Annotated in this window: 17 protein-coding genes; 7 read left to right on the top strand and 10 right to left on the bottom strand. The window is 56.1% G+C overall.

Features of this window, described 5'->3' with window-relative positions:
* Positions 1–105: 105 nt before the first annotated feature.
* The 3 genes from BM320_RS00760 to BM320_RS00750 all read left to right on the top strand — a co-directional run bounded on the left by BM320_RS00760 (position 106) and on the right by BM320_RS00750 (position 2136).
* Complete coding sequence (locus BM320_RS00760; protein WP_207496827.1) at positions 106–636, top strand: invasion associated locus B family protein; 531 nt, start codon at positions 106–108, stop codon at positions 634–636.
* A gap of 107 nt (positions 637–743) precedes the next feature.
* On the top strand, positions 744–1922 hold the full coding sequence (rlmN, locus tag BM320_RS00755; protein ID WP_090195148.1) for a dual-specificity RNA methyltransferase RlmN: 1179 nt from the start codon (positions 744–746) through the stop codon (positions 1920–1922).
* 34 nt (positions 1923–1956) lie between these two features.
* Positions 1957–2136 carry a ribbon-helix-helix domain-containing protein gene (locus tag BM320_RS00750; RefSeq protein WP_090195145.1) on the top strand — a complete coding sequence of 60 codons (180 nt, stop codon included), beginning with the start codon at positions 1957–1959 and terminating at the stop codon, positions 2134–2136.
* A 59-nt stretch (positions 2137–2195) separates the two neighbouring features.
* Here the strand turns inward: BM320_RS00750 and BM320_RS00745 are convergent, their stop codons facing one another.
* From BM320_RS00745 to BM320_RS00715, 7 genes are all read right to left on the bottom strand, one after another.
* Positions 2196–3317, bottom strand: coding sequence for a Gfo/Idh/MocA family protein (locus BM320_RS00745; protein ID WP_090195142.1), 1122 nt, complete (start codon positions 3315–3317; stop codon positions 2196–2198).
* Positions 3318–3329: 12 nt separating this feature from the next.
* Positions 3330–4076, bottom strand: coding sequence for a sugar phosphate isomerase/epimerase family protein (locus BM320_RS00740; RefSeq protein WP_090195139.1), 747 nt, complete (start codon positions 4074–4076; stop codon positions 3330–3332).
* Positions 4077–4090: 14 nt separating this feature from the next.
* On the bottom strand, positions 4091–6463 hold the full coding sequence (locus BM320_RS00735; protein WP_090195136.1) for a beta-mannosidase: 2373 nt from the start codon (positions 6461–6463) through the stop codon (positions 4091–4093).
* Positions 6460–7539, bottom strand: a complete 1080-nt coding sequence (locus tag BM320_RS00730; RefSeq protein ID WP_090195133.1) for an ABC transporter ATP-binding protein — start codon at positions 7537–7539, stop codon at positions 6460–6462. Before BM320_RS00730 ends, BM320_RS00735 begins: the two co-directional genes overlap by 4 nt.
* Before the next feature lie 6 nt (positions 7540–7545).
* A complete protein-coding gene (locus BM320_RS00725) occupies positions 7546–8448 on the bottom strand; it encodes a carbohydrate ABC transporter permease (protein WP_090195130.1) in 903 nt (300 codons plus the stop codon).
* A 10-nt stretch (positions 8449–8458) separates the two neighbouring features.
* Entirely contained in the window at positions 8459–9385 is a 927-nt protein-coding gene (locus BM320_RS00720; RefSeq protein WP_090195125.1) for a carbohydrate ABC transporter permease, read from the bottom strand.
* 88 nt (positions 9386–9473) lie between these two features.
* Positions 9474–10703, bottom strand: coding sequence for an ABC transporter substrate-binding protein (locus tag BM320_RS00715; protein WP_242650922.1), 1230 nt, complete (start codon positions 10701–10703; stop codon positions 9474–9476).
* Between the two features lie 206 nt (positions 10704–10909).
* On the opposite strand from BM320_RS00715, the gene BM320_RS00710 reads away from it, so the two are divergent.
* Positions 10910–11953 (top strand): LacI family transcriptional regulator, encoded by a 1044-nt coding sequence (locus BM320_RS00710; RefSeq protein WP_090195119.1) that lies wholly within the window; start codon positions 10910–10912, stop codon positions 11951–11953.
* Here BM320_RS00710 and BM320_RS00705 read toward each other — a convergent pair.
* Both BM320_RS00705 and BM320_RS00700 read right to left on the bottom strand, forming a co-directional pair.
* On the bottom strand, positions 11936–12421 hold the full coding sequence (locus tag BM320_RS00705; protein WP_090195116.1) for a gluconokinase: 486 nt from the start codon (positions 12419–12421) through the stop codon (positions 11936–11938). The genes BM320_RS00710 and BM320_RS00705 overlap by 18 nt on opposite strands.
* A 3-nt stretch (positions 12422–12424) precedes the next feature.
* Positions 12425–13270, bottom strand: a complete 846-nt coding sequence (locus BM320_RS00700; RefSeq protein ID WP_090195113.1) for an LOG family protein — start codon at positions 13268–13270, stop codon at positions 12425–12427.
* A gap of 85 nt (positions 13271–13355) precedes the next feature.
* Between BM320_RS00700 and dapD the strand changes: the two genes are divergently transcribed.
* From dapD to BM320_RS00685, 3 genes are read left to right on the top strand one after another with little or no spacing between them, the layout of a single operon-like run.
* Positions 13356–14183 (top strand): 2,3,4,5-tetrahydropyridine-2,6-dicarboxylate N-succinyltransferase, encoded by an 828-nt coding sequence (gene dapD / locus BM320_RS00695; RefSeq protein WP_090195109.1) that lies wholly within the window; start codon positions 13356–13358, stop codon positions 14181–14183.
* The gene (locus BM320_RS00690) at positions 14184–14462 is read left to right on the top strand and encodes a hypothetical protein (protein WP_090195106.1); all 279 of its coding nucleotides are present in this window, start codon (positions 14184–14186) and stop codon (positions 14460–14462) included.
* The gene (locus tag BM320_RS00685; RefSeq protein WP_090195104.1) at positions 14462–14791 is read left to right on the top strand and encodes a DUF8846 family protein; all 330 of its coding nucleotides are present in this window, start codon (positions 14462–14464) and stop codon (positions 14789–14791) included. Before BM320_RS00690 ends, BM320_RS00685 begins: the two co-directional genes overlap by 1 nt.
* Here BM320_RS00685 and BM320_RS00680 read toward each other — a convergent pair.
* Positions 14788–15279: a class I SAM-dependent methyltransferase gene (locus BM320_RS00680; RefSeq protein WP_165614963.1), complete on the bottom strand. Its 492-nt coding sequence runs from the start codon at positions 15277–15279 to the stop codon at positions 14788–14790. The genes BM320_RS00685 and BM320_RS00680 overlap by 4 nt on opposite strands.
* Positions 15280–15300 lie beyond the last annotated feature (21 nt).

Genomic DNA, 15300 nt, shown 5'->3' with positions numbered 1-15300 from the left:
CTTAAGCTATCGGGTAAATACCGGACCTGCCAGCCAAAAGATTAATACTTGTGGCCTGTGTGCAGGATGACCGGCAAGAGGCAAAGACAGCTTGGAGGCTGCGAGATGAACTTAAATATTGCACGCATGTTTGGCGGTGTAGCCGCGTTGGTTTGCGCCACCGCAGCAACGGCACAGGATTCAAGTGAAAACCGCGTCGCGGCCAATACGGATTGGGCCGTTTATGTCGAGGCAGACCCCAAAGAATGCTGGGCGGTTTCGGCACCAGTGAACACCAATAACACCCGCGACGGCCAACCGGTGACCGTGCGCCGTGGCGAAATCCAGATGATCGTGTTTTACCGCCCCACCGAAAATGTGGCCGGACAGGTGATGTTTGCAGGCGGCTACCCGTTTGCGAGCGGCTCGACCGTATCCATGCAGATCGGTGACACAACCTATGAAATGTTCACCGAAGGTGAATTTGCGTGGCCTGCAAGCGCGGAAGATGATGCCAAATTTGTCGAAGCCATGAAACGCGGCGCCGATGCTGTCGTCACTGGCCGTTCGGGCCGCGGCACACAAACCCAAGACACATTCAGCTTGCTTGGCTTTACCGCTGCCGTCGAAGAAGCCGCATCGCAATGCGCTGGCTAGGACGGCAATGCCCGCTTGGGTAATATAGAATTCTCGCGGGCTGCTTTTCTTGTGAAAGCGGCCCGTTTCTTTTATAGGCAGCGCTTACACCCTTTTCGGAGCACCCCATGGACCCCAAGGCCCCTATCACTCAGGACGTTATGACGATCCCGCGCAAACTGCCCGAGGGTCTGCCGAATCTGGTTGGCATGACGCGTGACGGCTTGCGCGATGCGCTCATTGCGGTGGGCACCAAGGAAAAGCAGGCCAAGATGCGCGCAGGCCAGATTTGGCAGTGGTTGTATTTTTGGGGCGTGCGTGATTTTGACCAGATGACCAATCTGTCCAAGGACTATCGCGCCATGCTGGCCGAGAGTTTTGTGATCCAACTGCCCGAGATCGTCACCCGCCAGATATCCGATGACGGCACCCGCAAATATCTGGTGCGCATCGCAGGCGGTCACGAGGTCGAGGTCGTCTATATCCCCGAAACTGACCGTGGCACCTTGTGTATCTCCAGTCAGGTCGGCTGCACGTTAACCTGTTCATTCTGCCACACCGGCACCCAAAAGCTGGTACGCAACCTGACCGCTGGCGAAATCATCGGGCAGGTGATGTTGGCCCGCGACGATCTGGGCGAATGGCCGGAACAAGGTGCGCGCAACGAAGCCGCGCCGCGTCTGCTATCGAACATTGTACTGATGGGCATGGGCGAGCCGCTGTATAATTTTGAAAACGTGCGTGATGCGATGAAAATCGCGCTTGACCCCGAAGGCATTGCCCTGTCGCGCCGTCGCATTACACTGTCGACATCCGGCGTTGTTCCCGAAATCGCACGCACGGCGCAAGAAATCGGCTGCCAGTTGGCGGTGTCCTTTCATGCTACCACTGATGAGGTCCGCGACAAGCTGGTGCCGATCAACAAGCGCTGGCCGATTGCCGATCTTCTGGATGCGCTGCGCGTCTATCCCAAGGCATCAAATTCGGAACGGATCACGTTTGAATATGTCATGCTGGACGGCGTGAATGATTCAGACGAAGACGCGCACCGTTTGGTTGCCCTGATCAAAGGCATCCCTGCCAAGATCAACCTGATCCCGTTCAACGAATGGCCAGGCGCGCCCTACAAACGGTCGTCAAACAACCGTATTCGCGCGTTTGCTGACATCGTATACAACGCCGGATATTCGTCGCCCGTGCGCAAACCACGTGGCGAAGATATCATGGCCGCTTGCGGGCAATTGAAATCAGCGACCGAACGCGCCCGCAAAAGCCGCGCGGAAATCGCTAAAGAAGCCGGCGTTTAACGGGTTGTTCATCATGCGTTGTTAAGCATAACGCATGAAACATATTGTTCTTGATTTACCACCTGAACTTCATGACGCGCTTGAACATCTTGCAGGGCGCAACGAGGTTGTGATTGCAAATATTGTGCGCGATGCGTTGCGCAACGACTTGCGCCAACGCGCGGCGCTTTTAACCGGCCGCGCGCAGCAAACACCGCCGCAAGTGTCGGCATAAAAAATGCGCCCGCATCTATTTTGATGCGGGCGCATTTCATTCACAGCAGGTTGAATACCCTAGGCCAGCAGCGCGCGGGCCTCGTCCGGTGACAGGGCGGCCGGGCGTTCGCAAGTTGTTGTCATATCGACAAAACGGCGTTCCTCGCCCGCCTTGAGAATGCTTGTCATCACGTCCACCGCATGAAGCGCGACATCAATGTTGCAACGGTGCGGGCGGTCTTCGGCGATGGCTGTTGCCATATCGGCAAGCCCCGCGCAGCGGTAGTTCGCACGGGTTTCTTCATAATTGGCCACGCTGAACGGATGGTCCCACGGTGCAACCGTGACGATGTCCTTGTTTTCACCGCTCATTTCCACGTCGCCGCCAAAGAAGTTCGGATCCGGGAGGAAGATCGAACCGTTTTCGCCGTATAGCTCCATGTGGTCATGGCGGTGTGACCAGACATCCCAGCTTGCGCCAAGCGTCACGACTGCACCGTTCTCGAATTCAAGCAGGGCTTGAATATCTGTCGGTGTTTCCACCTTCAGGACTTCACCATTGCGGTCCCCGTTACTGATCGTGCGGGTCGCAAATGTTGATTTTGCAAGTGCCGTGACCGATTTTACCGGCCCGATCAATTGGATCAGGTTGGTGATGTAGTAAGGGCCCATATCCAACACGGGGCCGCCGCCGGGCTTGAAGAAGAAATCTGGGTTTGGATGCCATGCTTCCATGCCGTGGCCCATCACGTGACAGGTGCCGCCAATGATACGCCCGACCTTGCCTGCATCAATCTGCGCGCGTGCCAACTGGTGTGAACCGCCAAGGAATGTGTCAGGCGCCGACCCGATCCGCAGGCCTTTGGATGCTGCCAGATCGCGCAGTTCTTTGCCTTCTTCCAATGTCAGCACCAGCGGCTTTTCGGAATAGGCGTGTTTGCCTGCTTCGATGATCTGTTTGGTCACGGCGAAATGCACCGCTGGGACCGTCAGGTTCACGATCACATCGATATCATCCGCCGCCAGCAGGTCCGCGACGGTGTCCGCGCGCACGCCAAATTCCGCGGCCCGCGCGGTGGCTGTGTCCATGTTAATATCCGCCACGGCTTTGACATCCAGCGACTTAAACAGCGGGGCCAACTTAAGATAAGAGGTCGAGATATTGCCGCATCCGATGATGCCAACGCCAAGTTTTGTCATAGGGGTAACCTTTTAGAATTTCTGGATAGAGGCCAGGCTGCGGCTTGCAAACCGCGCGTGGTCCTTTGGATTGTCATGTTCGATCACATAGTGGTCGACGCCGGTGGCTTGCAAGGCGCTATGTATCGCGGCCCAATCTTGGGTTCCATGGCCCACATCGGCCCAGCCGTCTTCGTCGGCGTTTTCACCTGCGGGCGCGATGTCTTTGATATGCGCCGCCGTAATCCGGCCCGCATATTTCTGGATCCACGCCACCGGATCAAGCCCCGCACGCGCAACCCAGCCAAGGTCAAGTTCCAGCGCCAGATCATCAGAGGCCGCCGCGATCAGATCTTGCGGCAGTTCTCCGGTTTCGGTCGCCACAAATTCGAAATCGTGGTTGTGCCAGCCAAACACCAGCCCTGCGTCTTGCAACGGTTTGCCGGCATTTGCCAGACGGGCGCCAAACGCGGCCCAGCCGGCCGCATCTGTCGGGCGATCACCGGGCATCAAGAAAGGCACGACAACCTTTTCGATCCCCAGATCCTTGGCAATCGCGATTGTCTTGGCAGGGTCGCCTTCGACCATATCCAGCCCGAAATGGCTGCTGGTCATTTTCAGACCTGTCGCATCCAGTCCGGCCTTAAGCCCGTCAAGATCATCAAAAAGCCCGCCAAAGCCTTCGACCTCTTTAAAGCCGGTTTCAGCAAGCATTTTCAAAGTATTCCCCAACGGCGGGAAATTCCTTGAACAGTAAAGTTGGTAGGAAATGCGTGTCATTTTTCTCTCCCTCATTAGGCGTAGGTCGCGCTGTGCAGATCGCGCAGCGTGAAATTAGGTTGATCCGCAGGATCGGTTGGCGTGAATTGCACAACCTTGGTTTGCCCTGGCAAAAGCGTAAACGCGTTGTGATCAAAGCGACCGGGCACATCGGCCTCGATTGCGACGAACAGCGCCAGCGTTTGCGCGGTAAGTGTGAGCGTATTGCCAGAAACAATCTGGGTCAGGTTTGGTGCCTGCAGATCATAGTCTTTGTAAGGTTTTGGTGCGAAAGTATCGCTGCCTGTCGCGCCCGCGTCGGTTTCCCAAGTGAAATGCAGCATTTCATCGGGGTTCAGATCAGCGCCCTTAATTGTCAGCACGTCAACAGCTGACGTTTCCACCGTGGCCCCGCCAGCGTGAAGCGCACGCAGATTACCCGCCATATCCACCGCAGAAACAGTGACAGACACCTCGCAAGCCTGCGGCGCATCATTGACCGCGCGGATCACGAAATTACCGTCGACGGGCACAGCGGTGACCATGACAGGCGCATAGAATTCGCGCGCCATGTGGTGCATCAGCTTCCAGTCTCCGCCATGGTCAAGCGAGGCCCAAGAGCAGACAGGCCATGTATCATTCAACTGCCAGATCAACGTGCCCATGCAGCGCGGTTTCAGGCTGCGCCAATGGGTAACGGCTGTTTTGATCGCAAGGCCCTGTTGGACTTGGGACATATAGACGAAATCGTCAAAATGCTTGGGCCAGCGGAAATAGCGGAACATGGTTTCCGCGATTCGCGCATTGCCTCCAGCGTTCTTTTGATGACTTTCCAGCACAGGCGCCGCGATGTTCTGATCGGCTTCGCCTGCGAATTTGCGCACGGCGTTCATCGACGGGTAGCTTTGGAACCCGAATTCGGAACAGAACCGAGGCCCCACATCGCGGTAGTGATCAAAGTCGCGCCCTTCGTGCCAGACCGACCAGAAATGCATATCGCCCGAACCGTCGTCATGCCATGCATCGCCAAAATTCATTGGCCCCGGAGAAGGCGAAGAAGGCCACCAGATCGCCGTTGGGTCAATTTCAAGCAGTTGCGTCTCAATCGCGCGGTTCAGCCGGTCATAGTTCACCAGATAGCGATCGCGGTCGTTGATGCTGCAATCGTACCAGCCCAGCGCGCCGATCAGTTCATTATCGCCGCACCAGATCGCGATACAGGCGTGATGGTGCATCCGCGCGACGTTGTCGGTGACCTCGGCGCGCACCTCTTTCAGATACGCGTTGTCGGACGGGTAAAGGTTGCAGGCGAACATAAAGTCCTGCCAGACCAACAGACCCATTTCATCGCAGGCATCATAGAACGACGTCGGTTCATAGCGTCCGCCGCCCCAGATACGGACCATGTTCATGTTCGCATCGACAGCCGATTGCAGCAGGTCACGCGTTTTCGCATCCGTGATTTGACCGGCCAGCGCGTCAGCGGGAATCCAGTTTGCACCCTTGCAGAACACGTCGCGGCCGTTGATCCGAAACTTGAAGCCAAGCCCGATATCGTCGGTTTCGGTCACAAGTTGCAGGTCACGCAGGCCAATCCGGCGCTGCGCGGTCGCAGTCCCCGCTGTAACGGTCAGATCGTAAAGCGGCTGATCGCCTTGATCGACGGGCCACCAAAGATCGGGGTTTTCGATCAGCACGCTAAGTTCACAAACGCCATTTTCCGCCTGCCCTGTCACCACCTGCCCCGCAATGGTGGCAGTCACTTCGCCGTCATGGTTGGCGGTATAGGCTGTCACGCCAAGGGTCACCGCACCATCCGCATGGGTCTGGGTGATCGCCAGCCGGTCAATGCGTGCGGCCTGCGATGGTTCGATCGCCATGCGGCCATAGATACCGAAAGGTGCCAGCGCGATGTTCCAGTCCCAGCCGAAATCACAGGCGGGTTTGCGCAGGAAATTCCCGTCAGGGATCGGACAGTTCTTGCTGATTGGCAGCTCGAACGGATGCGCTGCATGTTTTTTGCCACCCGCAACAACAGGCGAATGGAAGGTGATGCTGATTGTGTTCGCGCCAACCTTTGCGACACCCGAAAGCGGCACACGGTAGGCCCGGAATGCGTTTTCAGCTTCTAGCACAATCTGGTCGTTGACGCGCACTGTGACGACCGTGTCGACCTCGGACAGGACCAAATCTATATCGATTTCGGAAGTGTCGAAATGACGGGAAACTGTCCAGTCGCGCAGTGATATCCAACGCAGGTCATATTCATTGCGCCCCCAATAGGGGTCCGGGATCAGCCCCGCATCAAGCAGGGCTGAAATACCATCCGTTGGCATGTGCATTGCGCAGGAATATTCGCCGCTGTCGTCAGACAGCGCCCATGCACCTGCCAAATCCAGTTGGGTCATAGGCGGTCCTCGGTGTCGCGGTCGAACAGGGATGCGCGTGATGGATCAATCCCGATTTCCAGCGTTTCGCCTTCTTTCACGCGGGCTTGGCCATCCATGCGGATGCGGAAACTATGCTGGCCCAGTTTTGCGTAAACCAATGTATCCGACCCCATCGGTTCGACCAGATCAACAAATGCGTCGAACTTCAGTGGTGCGTTTTTCACCAACTCGCCCGTCACAACATGTTCGGGACGGATACCGATCACAGCGGGGCGATCAGCGGTTTGCGGGGCTGCAAATTCATAGCCCACCATCGGCATGACCATATCGTCAACGCGGAACGCGCCTGATTCAAGGTGACCATGCAAGAAGTTCATGGACGGGCTACCGATAAAGTCCGCGACATAAAGGTTACGCGGCTGGTTATAGATTTCATCCGGTGTGCCCAATTGCATGATCTTGCCGCCTTTCATAACGGCAATTCGGTCGGCCAATGTCATCGCCTCAACCTGATCGTGGGTCACGTAAACCATCGTGTTTTGCAACTGGTTGTGCAGGCGTTTCAATTCGACCCGCAGATCAACACGCAGCTTGGCATCAAGGTTCGACAAGGGTTCGTCGAACAAGAACACATCCACGTCCCGCACCAGCGCACGACCAATCGCAACACGCTGACGCTGACCACCAGACAGCGCGCCAGGCTTACGGTCAAGCAGTGCCTCGATTTGCAGGATTTCAGCGGCGCGTGCGACGCGTTTTTCGATCTCGTCCTTGGGGACGCGCGCGTTTTTCAAACCAAACGACAGGTTCCCCTTCACGGTCATCTGCGGGTAGAGCGCATAGGATTGGAACACCATGCCGATGCCGCGTTCAGACGGTTCTGCCCAAGTGACGTTCTTGCCCTTGATGAAAATCTGGCCGTCCGTGACTTCAAGCAAGCCCGCGATACAGTTCAGCAGTGTCGATTTCCCACAGCCCGAAGACCCGAGCAGCACAAGAAATTCGCCTTCGCCGATGTTCAGATTAAGGTCCTGAAGTACTTTGACAGCGCCAAACGACAGGTCGAGGTTTTTGATTTCGATTGAGTTAGTCATGATATATCAGCCTTTGACAGCGCCGGCAGCGATGCCGCGTACGAAAAGTTTTCCAGACACAAAGTAGATTGTCAGCGGTACAAGTCCGGTCAGCAGTGTTGCTGCCATGTTTACATTGTACTCTTTGACACCCTGTACGGAGTTCACGATGTTATTGAGTTGCACAGTCATTGGATACAAATCCGGTCCGGTGAAGCTTGCACCAAACAAGAAGTCGTTCCAGATGCCTGTCACCTGAATGATCAGGGACACAACAAAGATCGGCAGCGACATCGGCAGCATGATCTTGAAAAAGATCGCCCAGAAGCCTGCGCCATCGACACGCGCGGCCTTGAACAATTCTTCGGGGATGGATGCGAAATAGTTGCGGAACAACAGCGTGTTGATCGGCATCCCAAAGACCACATGCACCAGCACCAGACCGGTCAGCGACCCGTAAAGACCGGCTTCGCGCAGCAAGATAACAATCGGGTAGAGCATGATTTGATAGGGAATGAACGCCCCGATCATCAGAATTGCGAAAAAGACTTCGGAGCCCTTGAATTTCCACATCGACAGCGCGTAGCCGTTCACGCTGGCCACGGCGACCGAAATGATGACGGAAGGGATCAGGATACGCACAGAGTTTGAGAACCCGCGCGACAGCCCATCGCAGTTGATGCCGGTACAAGCCTGCGACCACGCCTTGACCCAAGGTTCAAACGTGACTTCCATCGGTGGTGCAAAGATATTGCCAAGCCGGATTTCGGGCATCCCCTTGAGCGAGGTCACGATCATCACATAAAGCGGCAGCGCGTAATACAGCGCGAACACAAGCAGCGTGCCATAGACCATGATATTGCCACGCGACATGCGGCGTTTCGGTTTTGGCCCACGTGGACCGGCGGCAAGGGCAGCAGGAGCGGCCATAGTATCGGAATTAGCCACGCTTCTTCCCTCCGAATTCAAGAATTGCCCAAGGGACAAGGATAATGACAACGCTGACAAGCATCATGGTCGAGGCCGCAAAGCCCTGGCCAAGGTTCTGGCCACCAAACATGGAGGTCATCACGTACATCGCCGGCACCTGAGAGCTAAGCCCCGGCCCGCCCGATGTCTGGGCCACAACAAGGTCATACAGCTTGACGATGCCCGACCCGATCAGCACCAGCGAGGTCACAAAAACCGGACGCATCATCGGGATAATCACGCGGATATAGGTTTTGACAGTGCCGATCCCGTCAACGCGGGCGGCTTTCCAGATGTCTTCGTCGATGCCGCGCAGACCGGCAAGCATGATACACATGATCAATCCCGTGCCTTGCCACAGCCCCGCAATCAGCAGACCAAACATCACAAGTTTCGAATTGTTCAACGGATCAAAAGCAAAGCTTTCCCAACCGATCCCGCGCATGACGCTTTGCAAGCCCAGCTCGGGGTTCAGGATCCATTGCCAGATCAGGCCTGTCACAATGAATGACAGCGCAAAAGGGTATAGAAAAATGGTACGCAATGCGCCTTCGCCGCGGACCTTGCGGTCAAGAAGGGCGGCAAGCGTAAAGCCGATGACAAGCGTCAGGATCAGCGAACAAATCCCGTAGATCGCGAGGTTCTCGATGGAAACCAGCCATTTGCGGCTGTTCCAGAGACGTTCGTATTGATCAAGCCCGACCCATTTGAGCCGCGGCAACAGACCGGAACTGGTAAAGGAATAGACGATCGTCCAAACCGTGCCACCAACAAAGATCACAAGCGCAGTGAACACCATCGGGATCGCTGCAATCTTGGATGCTAAGTTTTTGAAAAGACGTTTGGGTTTTTGGACCGGAATATTTTGTCCGGTATCAGTGGCATCAGTGAGCGCCATTTATTCCTCCCTAGAATATCTTGGCTAGACTGTGACACAGGCCCCCCAATAAACCGGAGGGCCTGTGCACGTTTAGCGTGTGACGCGATTAGTCAGCGTCTGCGATGATTGCTGCGTACTGTTCTTGAACTTCAGCAGGGGTCATGGAAGGTGTGTTCCAGAACTCTGTCATAAGGTCGTTCAACTGTGTCACTGTGTCTGGTGACAACAGTGCAGCACCGTCAGGAAGCAGGTTGCCAGCAGCCAAAAGATCAAGACCTTTTTGCGTACATTCGTTCACTGTTGTCAGGTCAACGTCACCACGGATCGGCAAAGAGCCTTTCGCGGAGTTGAATGACACCTGAACAGGCGGAGACAGCAGCAGTGCGGCCAACTCTTTTTGTGCAGCAGTGATTTCAGCATCGTCTACCACAGGGAAGTAGAACGCATCACCACCGGTTGACAGAACGGCGACTTCACCCAGCCCTGGAAGGCAAGAGTAGTCTTCGCCAGCAACTTCGCCTGCAACAGCAAATTCGCCTTGCGCCCAGTCACCCATGATCTGCGCACCGGCAGTGTCATTGATAACCGCAGCAGTCGCTTGGTTCCAGTCTTGAACGTTCAGGCCAGCTGACAATTCACGGGCAGCGCCGAATGCTTCGAATACGCGTGCGTATTCTGGACCACCGGCAACTTCCGCGTTTTTGTCACGGTTTACAGCCAGCCAAGCGTCAGTGCCTGCAAGTGCAACGGACATAACGCCGAATGCACCGTTTTGCTGCCAAGATTGGCCACCCATCGCAAGTGGCGTGATGCCAGCTGCGACAAGCGCATCAGCAGAAGCTGCGAATTCTGTCCATGAGGTTGGCACAGGAACACCGGCTTTTTCATAGGCGCCGTTTGACAACCACATCCACTGCCATGAGTGAATGTTCACAGGCGCACAGTAGATGCGACCGTCAACAGTACACGCGTCAAGCAGGTTGGACGGGTTCACGATGTCAGCCCAGCCTTCGGCTTCGGCAACATCTGTCAGGTCCAAAAGAAGCCCGGCTTCGATCAGTTCTTCAGCCTGACGACCGTGGTTGAACTGGAACGCTGCGGGTGGATCGCCACCGATGATGCGGCTCACCATGATTGGGCGGGCTGTGTCGCCGCCGCCGGCAATAGCGCCGTCAACCCATGTGTTGCCTGTTGCATCCCATGCTTCAGCAAATTTGGCCACCGCTGCGGCTTCGCCGCCGGATGTCCACCAGTGCATCACCTCAAGTTCGACCGCTGACGCGGAAGATGCACTGACGATGGCTGTGAGTGCCATCAGTTTTGTAGTGAGTTTCACGATTCTCTCCTCCCTGGTTCTAAATCGTTGTAGTAAAGCCTATATCGTTTTAGATTGACCTAGCAAGCAAAAATAAGACATTGTTAACAAATCGCTTGGTGAGTATTGGTAACGACCTGAGTTTAAACGGGTTTTAAGTGCAGTCCAGAAGTTTCGTGGAGGAGATTTCGTAGGAAACTGCCTTAAAAATAAGGGAGGAAACTGAAATGCCGCAAAAAAAGGCACTGCCCGAAACAGTGGCGGAAGCACGCGCTGCACCAGCCAAGCCCACGTTGAAAACAATTGCGCGGATCAGTGGTCTGGCCGTTCCGACGGTATCGCGGGCGCTCAATGATGCACCTGATATTGGCGCCGAAACCAAGAAGCTGATTCGCAAGATCGCCAAAGAGGTCGGCTATATCCCCAATCGCGCTGGCGTACGACTGCGCACAGGGCGCACGAATGTCATCAGCCTTGTCATGTCGACCGAACACGACGTGATGAGCCACACAGCGCGGCTGATTTCATCTGTTGCCGGCGGGTTGCGCGACACGCCTTATCATCTTGTTGTTACACCGTTTTTTCCAGATCAAGACCCGATGGATCCGGTCCGCTATATCGTCGAAACCGGATCAGCGGATGCTGTCATCATCAATCAGGTCCAACCACAAGACCCGCGCATTGCCTATCTGATGGAACGGCATTTCCCGTTTGCGACACATGGCCGATCCGACTGGTCCGACCGCCACGCCTATTATGACTTTGATAACAGCGCCTTTGGCGAAATCGCGATAAACGAACTGGCCGATCGCGGGCGCAAGAATGTTCTGGTGATCGCGCCTCCGGCGGCCCATGCCTATGCCCAGCACATGATCTATGGCACCCGCAAAGCTGCGGCAGAACGCGGGATCAACGCAATTCTTGCGGACCCGATAACGAGCGATACCCAGATCGATGATGTTGTAGACTATGTCTTGCAAACATTGCGCAGCCGTCCCGAAATTGATGCGATTTTGACCGCATCGACATCTTCGGCGATGGGCGCGGTTTCGGGGCTTGAACAAACCGGCGCACAGGTCGGGCGTGAAATTGATGTTTCCACCAAAGAGGCAATCCCGTTTCTGAACCTGTTCCGCGCGGACATCTTAACCGTCAACGAAAAGGTCGGGGCTGCAGGTGCATTCTTGGCGCGCGCGGCCATCCAAGCGATCAGATCACCGCTGACCACGCCTATGCAACAATTGGAAATCCCGCTAGCCAAGAACAGATAGCGCCGCAATAATTGCAGGCACGGGCTGATCTATTGACACAGTGACCGCAGGGTTGCGCGGCACTTCAAGCGCTGCAAACTGGCTATCGAGCAGACTGACAGGCATATAGTGGTTTTCGCGCGCCGCCATGCGGGCGGATACAACTTCATAAGGTGCATCAAGGTAGGCCACCTGCAAATCGGGGATCGCAGCGCGCAAATGGTCGCGGTAGGCGCGTGTCAGGGCAGAACAGGCAAAAACCGTAATATGTTCGCTGCGTGACGCATTCACCGCCCCCGCCAGAATATCGAGCCATGGCCAGCGCATATCATCCGTCAACGGCTTGCCCGCCGCCATGTGTTCGACATTGCTTTGCGGGTGGTAATCATCCCCGTCCAGATAGACCCCGCCCAGCGCATCGGCCAAACCCTGCGCGATCGTTGATTTGCCGGCGCCGGATACGCCCATCACCATAATTGCCTTGTGCATGGATCAACGTCCTGGAATCACGCCACGCTTTTCGCCCTTGCCGACCCAGCCATCAATGGCCGCGACAGCCTGTTCGGCTGTGTCGATAAATTGGAAAAGCTCAAGATCATCTGCCGAAATCGTGCCCGCATCGGCCAGCGCATCCCAGTTGATGATCTTTTCCCAGAATTCTTTGCCAAACAGCAAGAACGGCACCCGCGCCATGCGGCCGGTCTGGATCAGGGTCAGGGCTTCGAACATTTCGTCCAAGGTGCCAAAACCGCCCGGAAACACGCAAACCGCCGAGGCGCGCATCAGGAAATGCATTTTGCGGATCGCAAAATAGTGAAAGTTGAAACACAGCTCGGGTGTCACATATTCATTTGGCGCCTGTTCATGCGGCAGCACAATGTTCAGGCCAATCGATTTTCCGCCCGCCTCTTGTGCGCCGCGATTGCCTGCTTCCATCACGCCGGGGCCACCACCGGTCACGATCACATCGTCTGCGCCGCCGGATTTCAGCGACCGTTCGGTCATGATCCGCGCAAATTCCTGCGCTTGCGCATAATACTCGGACAGGTCCGCCAGCGTTTGCGTGCGGGCCATATGCTTGTTCGCGGGCGATGGAATACGTGCGCCGCCAAACAAAACAATCGTCGAATTTATCCCTGCTTCATCCATCAGCATTTCAGGCTTGAGCAATTCCAATTGCAACCGCACGGGGCGCAATTCTTCGCGGCACAGAAAATCCTCGTCAGCAAAGGCAAGCGCGTAGGATGGTGCGCGGGTTTGCGGGGTGTCGGGAATATGGCTCGCTGCTTCGCGGTCTTGAGAACTATGGCGGAGTGGATGGCGGCGATCGTCGGTCATACTGCGTTTCCTCGCATTGCGCTTTTATGCTTTTCCGGTCTATAGCCCATGGCAACACGTGACCACAAGAAACCGGAGACCCCCGATGTCAAATGCTGCCCTTGAGACCGCAATCGAAGCCGCGTGGGATGCCCGCGATACGATTACCCCCTCCACCACAGGCGAAACCCGCGAAGCTATCGAAGATACGCTAAGTGCTTTGGATAGCGGCAGCCTGCGCGTTGCGGAAAAGCAAGACGATGGCAGCTGGCATGTGAACCAATGGGCGAAAAAGGCTGTTCTGCTTGGGTTCCGCATCAAAGATATGGAATTTCAATCCGGTGGCCCGCAAGGGTCCGGCTGGTGGGATAAGGTCGACAGCAAATTTGCAGGCTGGGGCGATGAAGAATTCGGCGCCGCAGGTTTTCGCGCCGTGCCAAACGCAATTGTGCGCAAGTCTGCATATGTGGCCCCCGGCGTTGTTTTGATGCCATCGTTCGTGAACCTTGGCGCCTATGTCGATTCTGGCACAATGGTTGATACTTGGGCAACTGTCGGATCTTGCGCACAGATCGGCAAAAACGTGCACCTGTCTGGCGGCGTCGGAATCGGCGGCGTATTGGAACCGATGCAAGCTGGCCCGACCATCATCGAAGACAATTGTTTCATCGGTGCGCGGTCCGAAGTCGTCGAAGGCTGCATCGTGCGCGAAGGCGCCGTTTTGGGCATGGGCGTGTTTATCGGCCAATCGACCAAAATCGTTGACCGCGAAACCGGCGAAGTCATGTACGGCGAAGTACCGCCCTATTCCGTGGTTGTTGCGGGCTCCATGCCATCCAAGAACGGTGTGAACCTCTATTGCGCCGTGATCGTGAAACGCGTTGATGCGAAGACACGGTCCAAGACCGGCATCAACGAACTACTGCGCGACTAAATGCTGTTCAGCCGCACAGTTGCGCGCAAACGCATCGCCGCGGGGAAACGCCCCACGCGGCGGGCGGCGTGGCTGCTTGTGCTGGCTGATGCGGTGATTGTCGGGCTTGTGCTGGCGGCGCTTTGGATGCCCGCCGTGACAGTGACCTATGTCATGCATATGTCGCTGATCTGGACCATCCTGTTTTTGATGGTGGTGATCTATCTGCCGGCGCAAATCGTGCTGATTATTTCATCGCTTTGGGCCGCAAAATCCCGCTTTGAAGAGGACGACAAATAATGGCCAAAAAAGAAAGCCGCCAAAAGGTATTCACGCTTTTGGTCGAAGTCGGACGCAACGAAAACGACGGCCTGCCCGAAGACGCATCAGGCGCCGCACTCATGTGCTACGCCAGCGGCGTGGACGAGGCGGAAGCGGTGCGCGAAACGGTCGCGATTCTCAAACAGGCCGACCTTGCGCCCTTGGATGTGTCAGGCTACGGCACGCTCGAAGAACGGCTCGAGGAAGGCCACGACATTTCCGACGAGGAAAAAGAACTGATGGCGCGCGCATTGGAAGAGAACAGCGTGATTGTCGCGCAGATGACGCCTTTTTTTGACAAAGCCTAATCACGCTGCAAAAACAGCGTGCCACCCTTGTCCAAGGTGGCAGCCCAGTCAGCGGCATCATCCGCGATGACGGCTTTGAAATCCGCCATGTTCGATTTTTCATCCGCGATCAAAAGCCAGCCCTTGGGCGCAACATGGCCGATCAACTTGGTCAGCACGTCAATCCGCGCCTGCCTGCCCAGCATATGCAGCGTGCGGTCTATCAGCACGACGTCAAACAGGCCGTCCGCCGCATAGGTCGTGATATCGGCCACTTCGCCGATTATTTTCAGACCTTCGCTTGCCGCCGCAGTATTGAGATCACGGATACCATGCGCGGAAAGATCAACGCCCACAACGCTGTGCCCCAACCGCGCGATAAACAGCGCATCGCGGCCATGCCCGCAGCCGACATCAAACACCCGCAGCGGGGCCGCGCCGCGCGCATTGAAGAAATCGACAATAACCTGCGTCGGCGCGCCAAGCGCATCCGGCGTTGTTCCGTACAAAGCATCGTAATCATATCCCTT

The sequence above is a fragment of the Yoonia tamlensis genome (assembly GCF_900115105.1).
Classification (GTDB): Bacteria; Pseudomonadota; Alphaproteobacteria; order Rhodobacterales; family Rhodobacteraceae; genus Yoonia; species Yoonia tamlensis.
The sequence above is the reverse complement of the archived record's forward strand: the minus strand, read 5'-3'. Positions and strand labels throughout refer to the sequence as shown.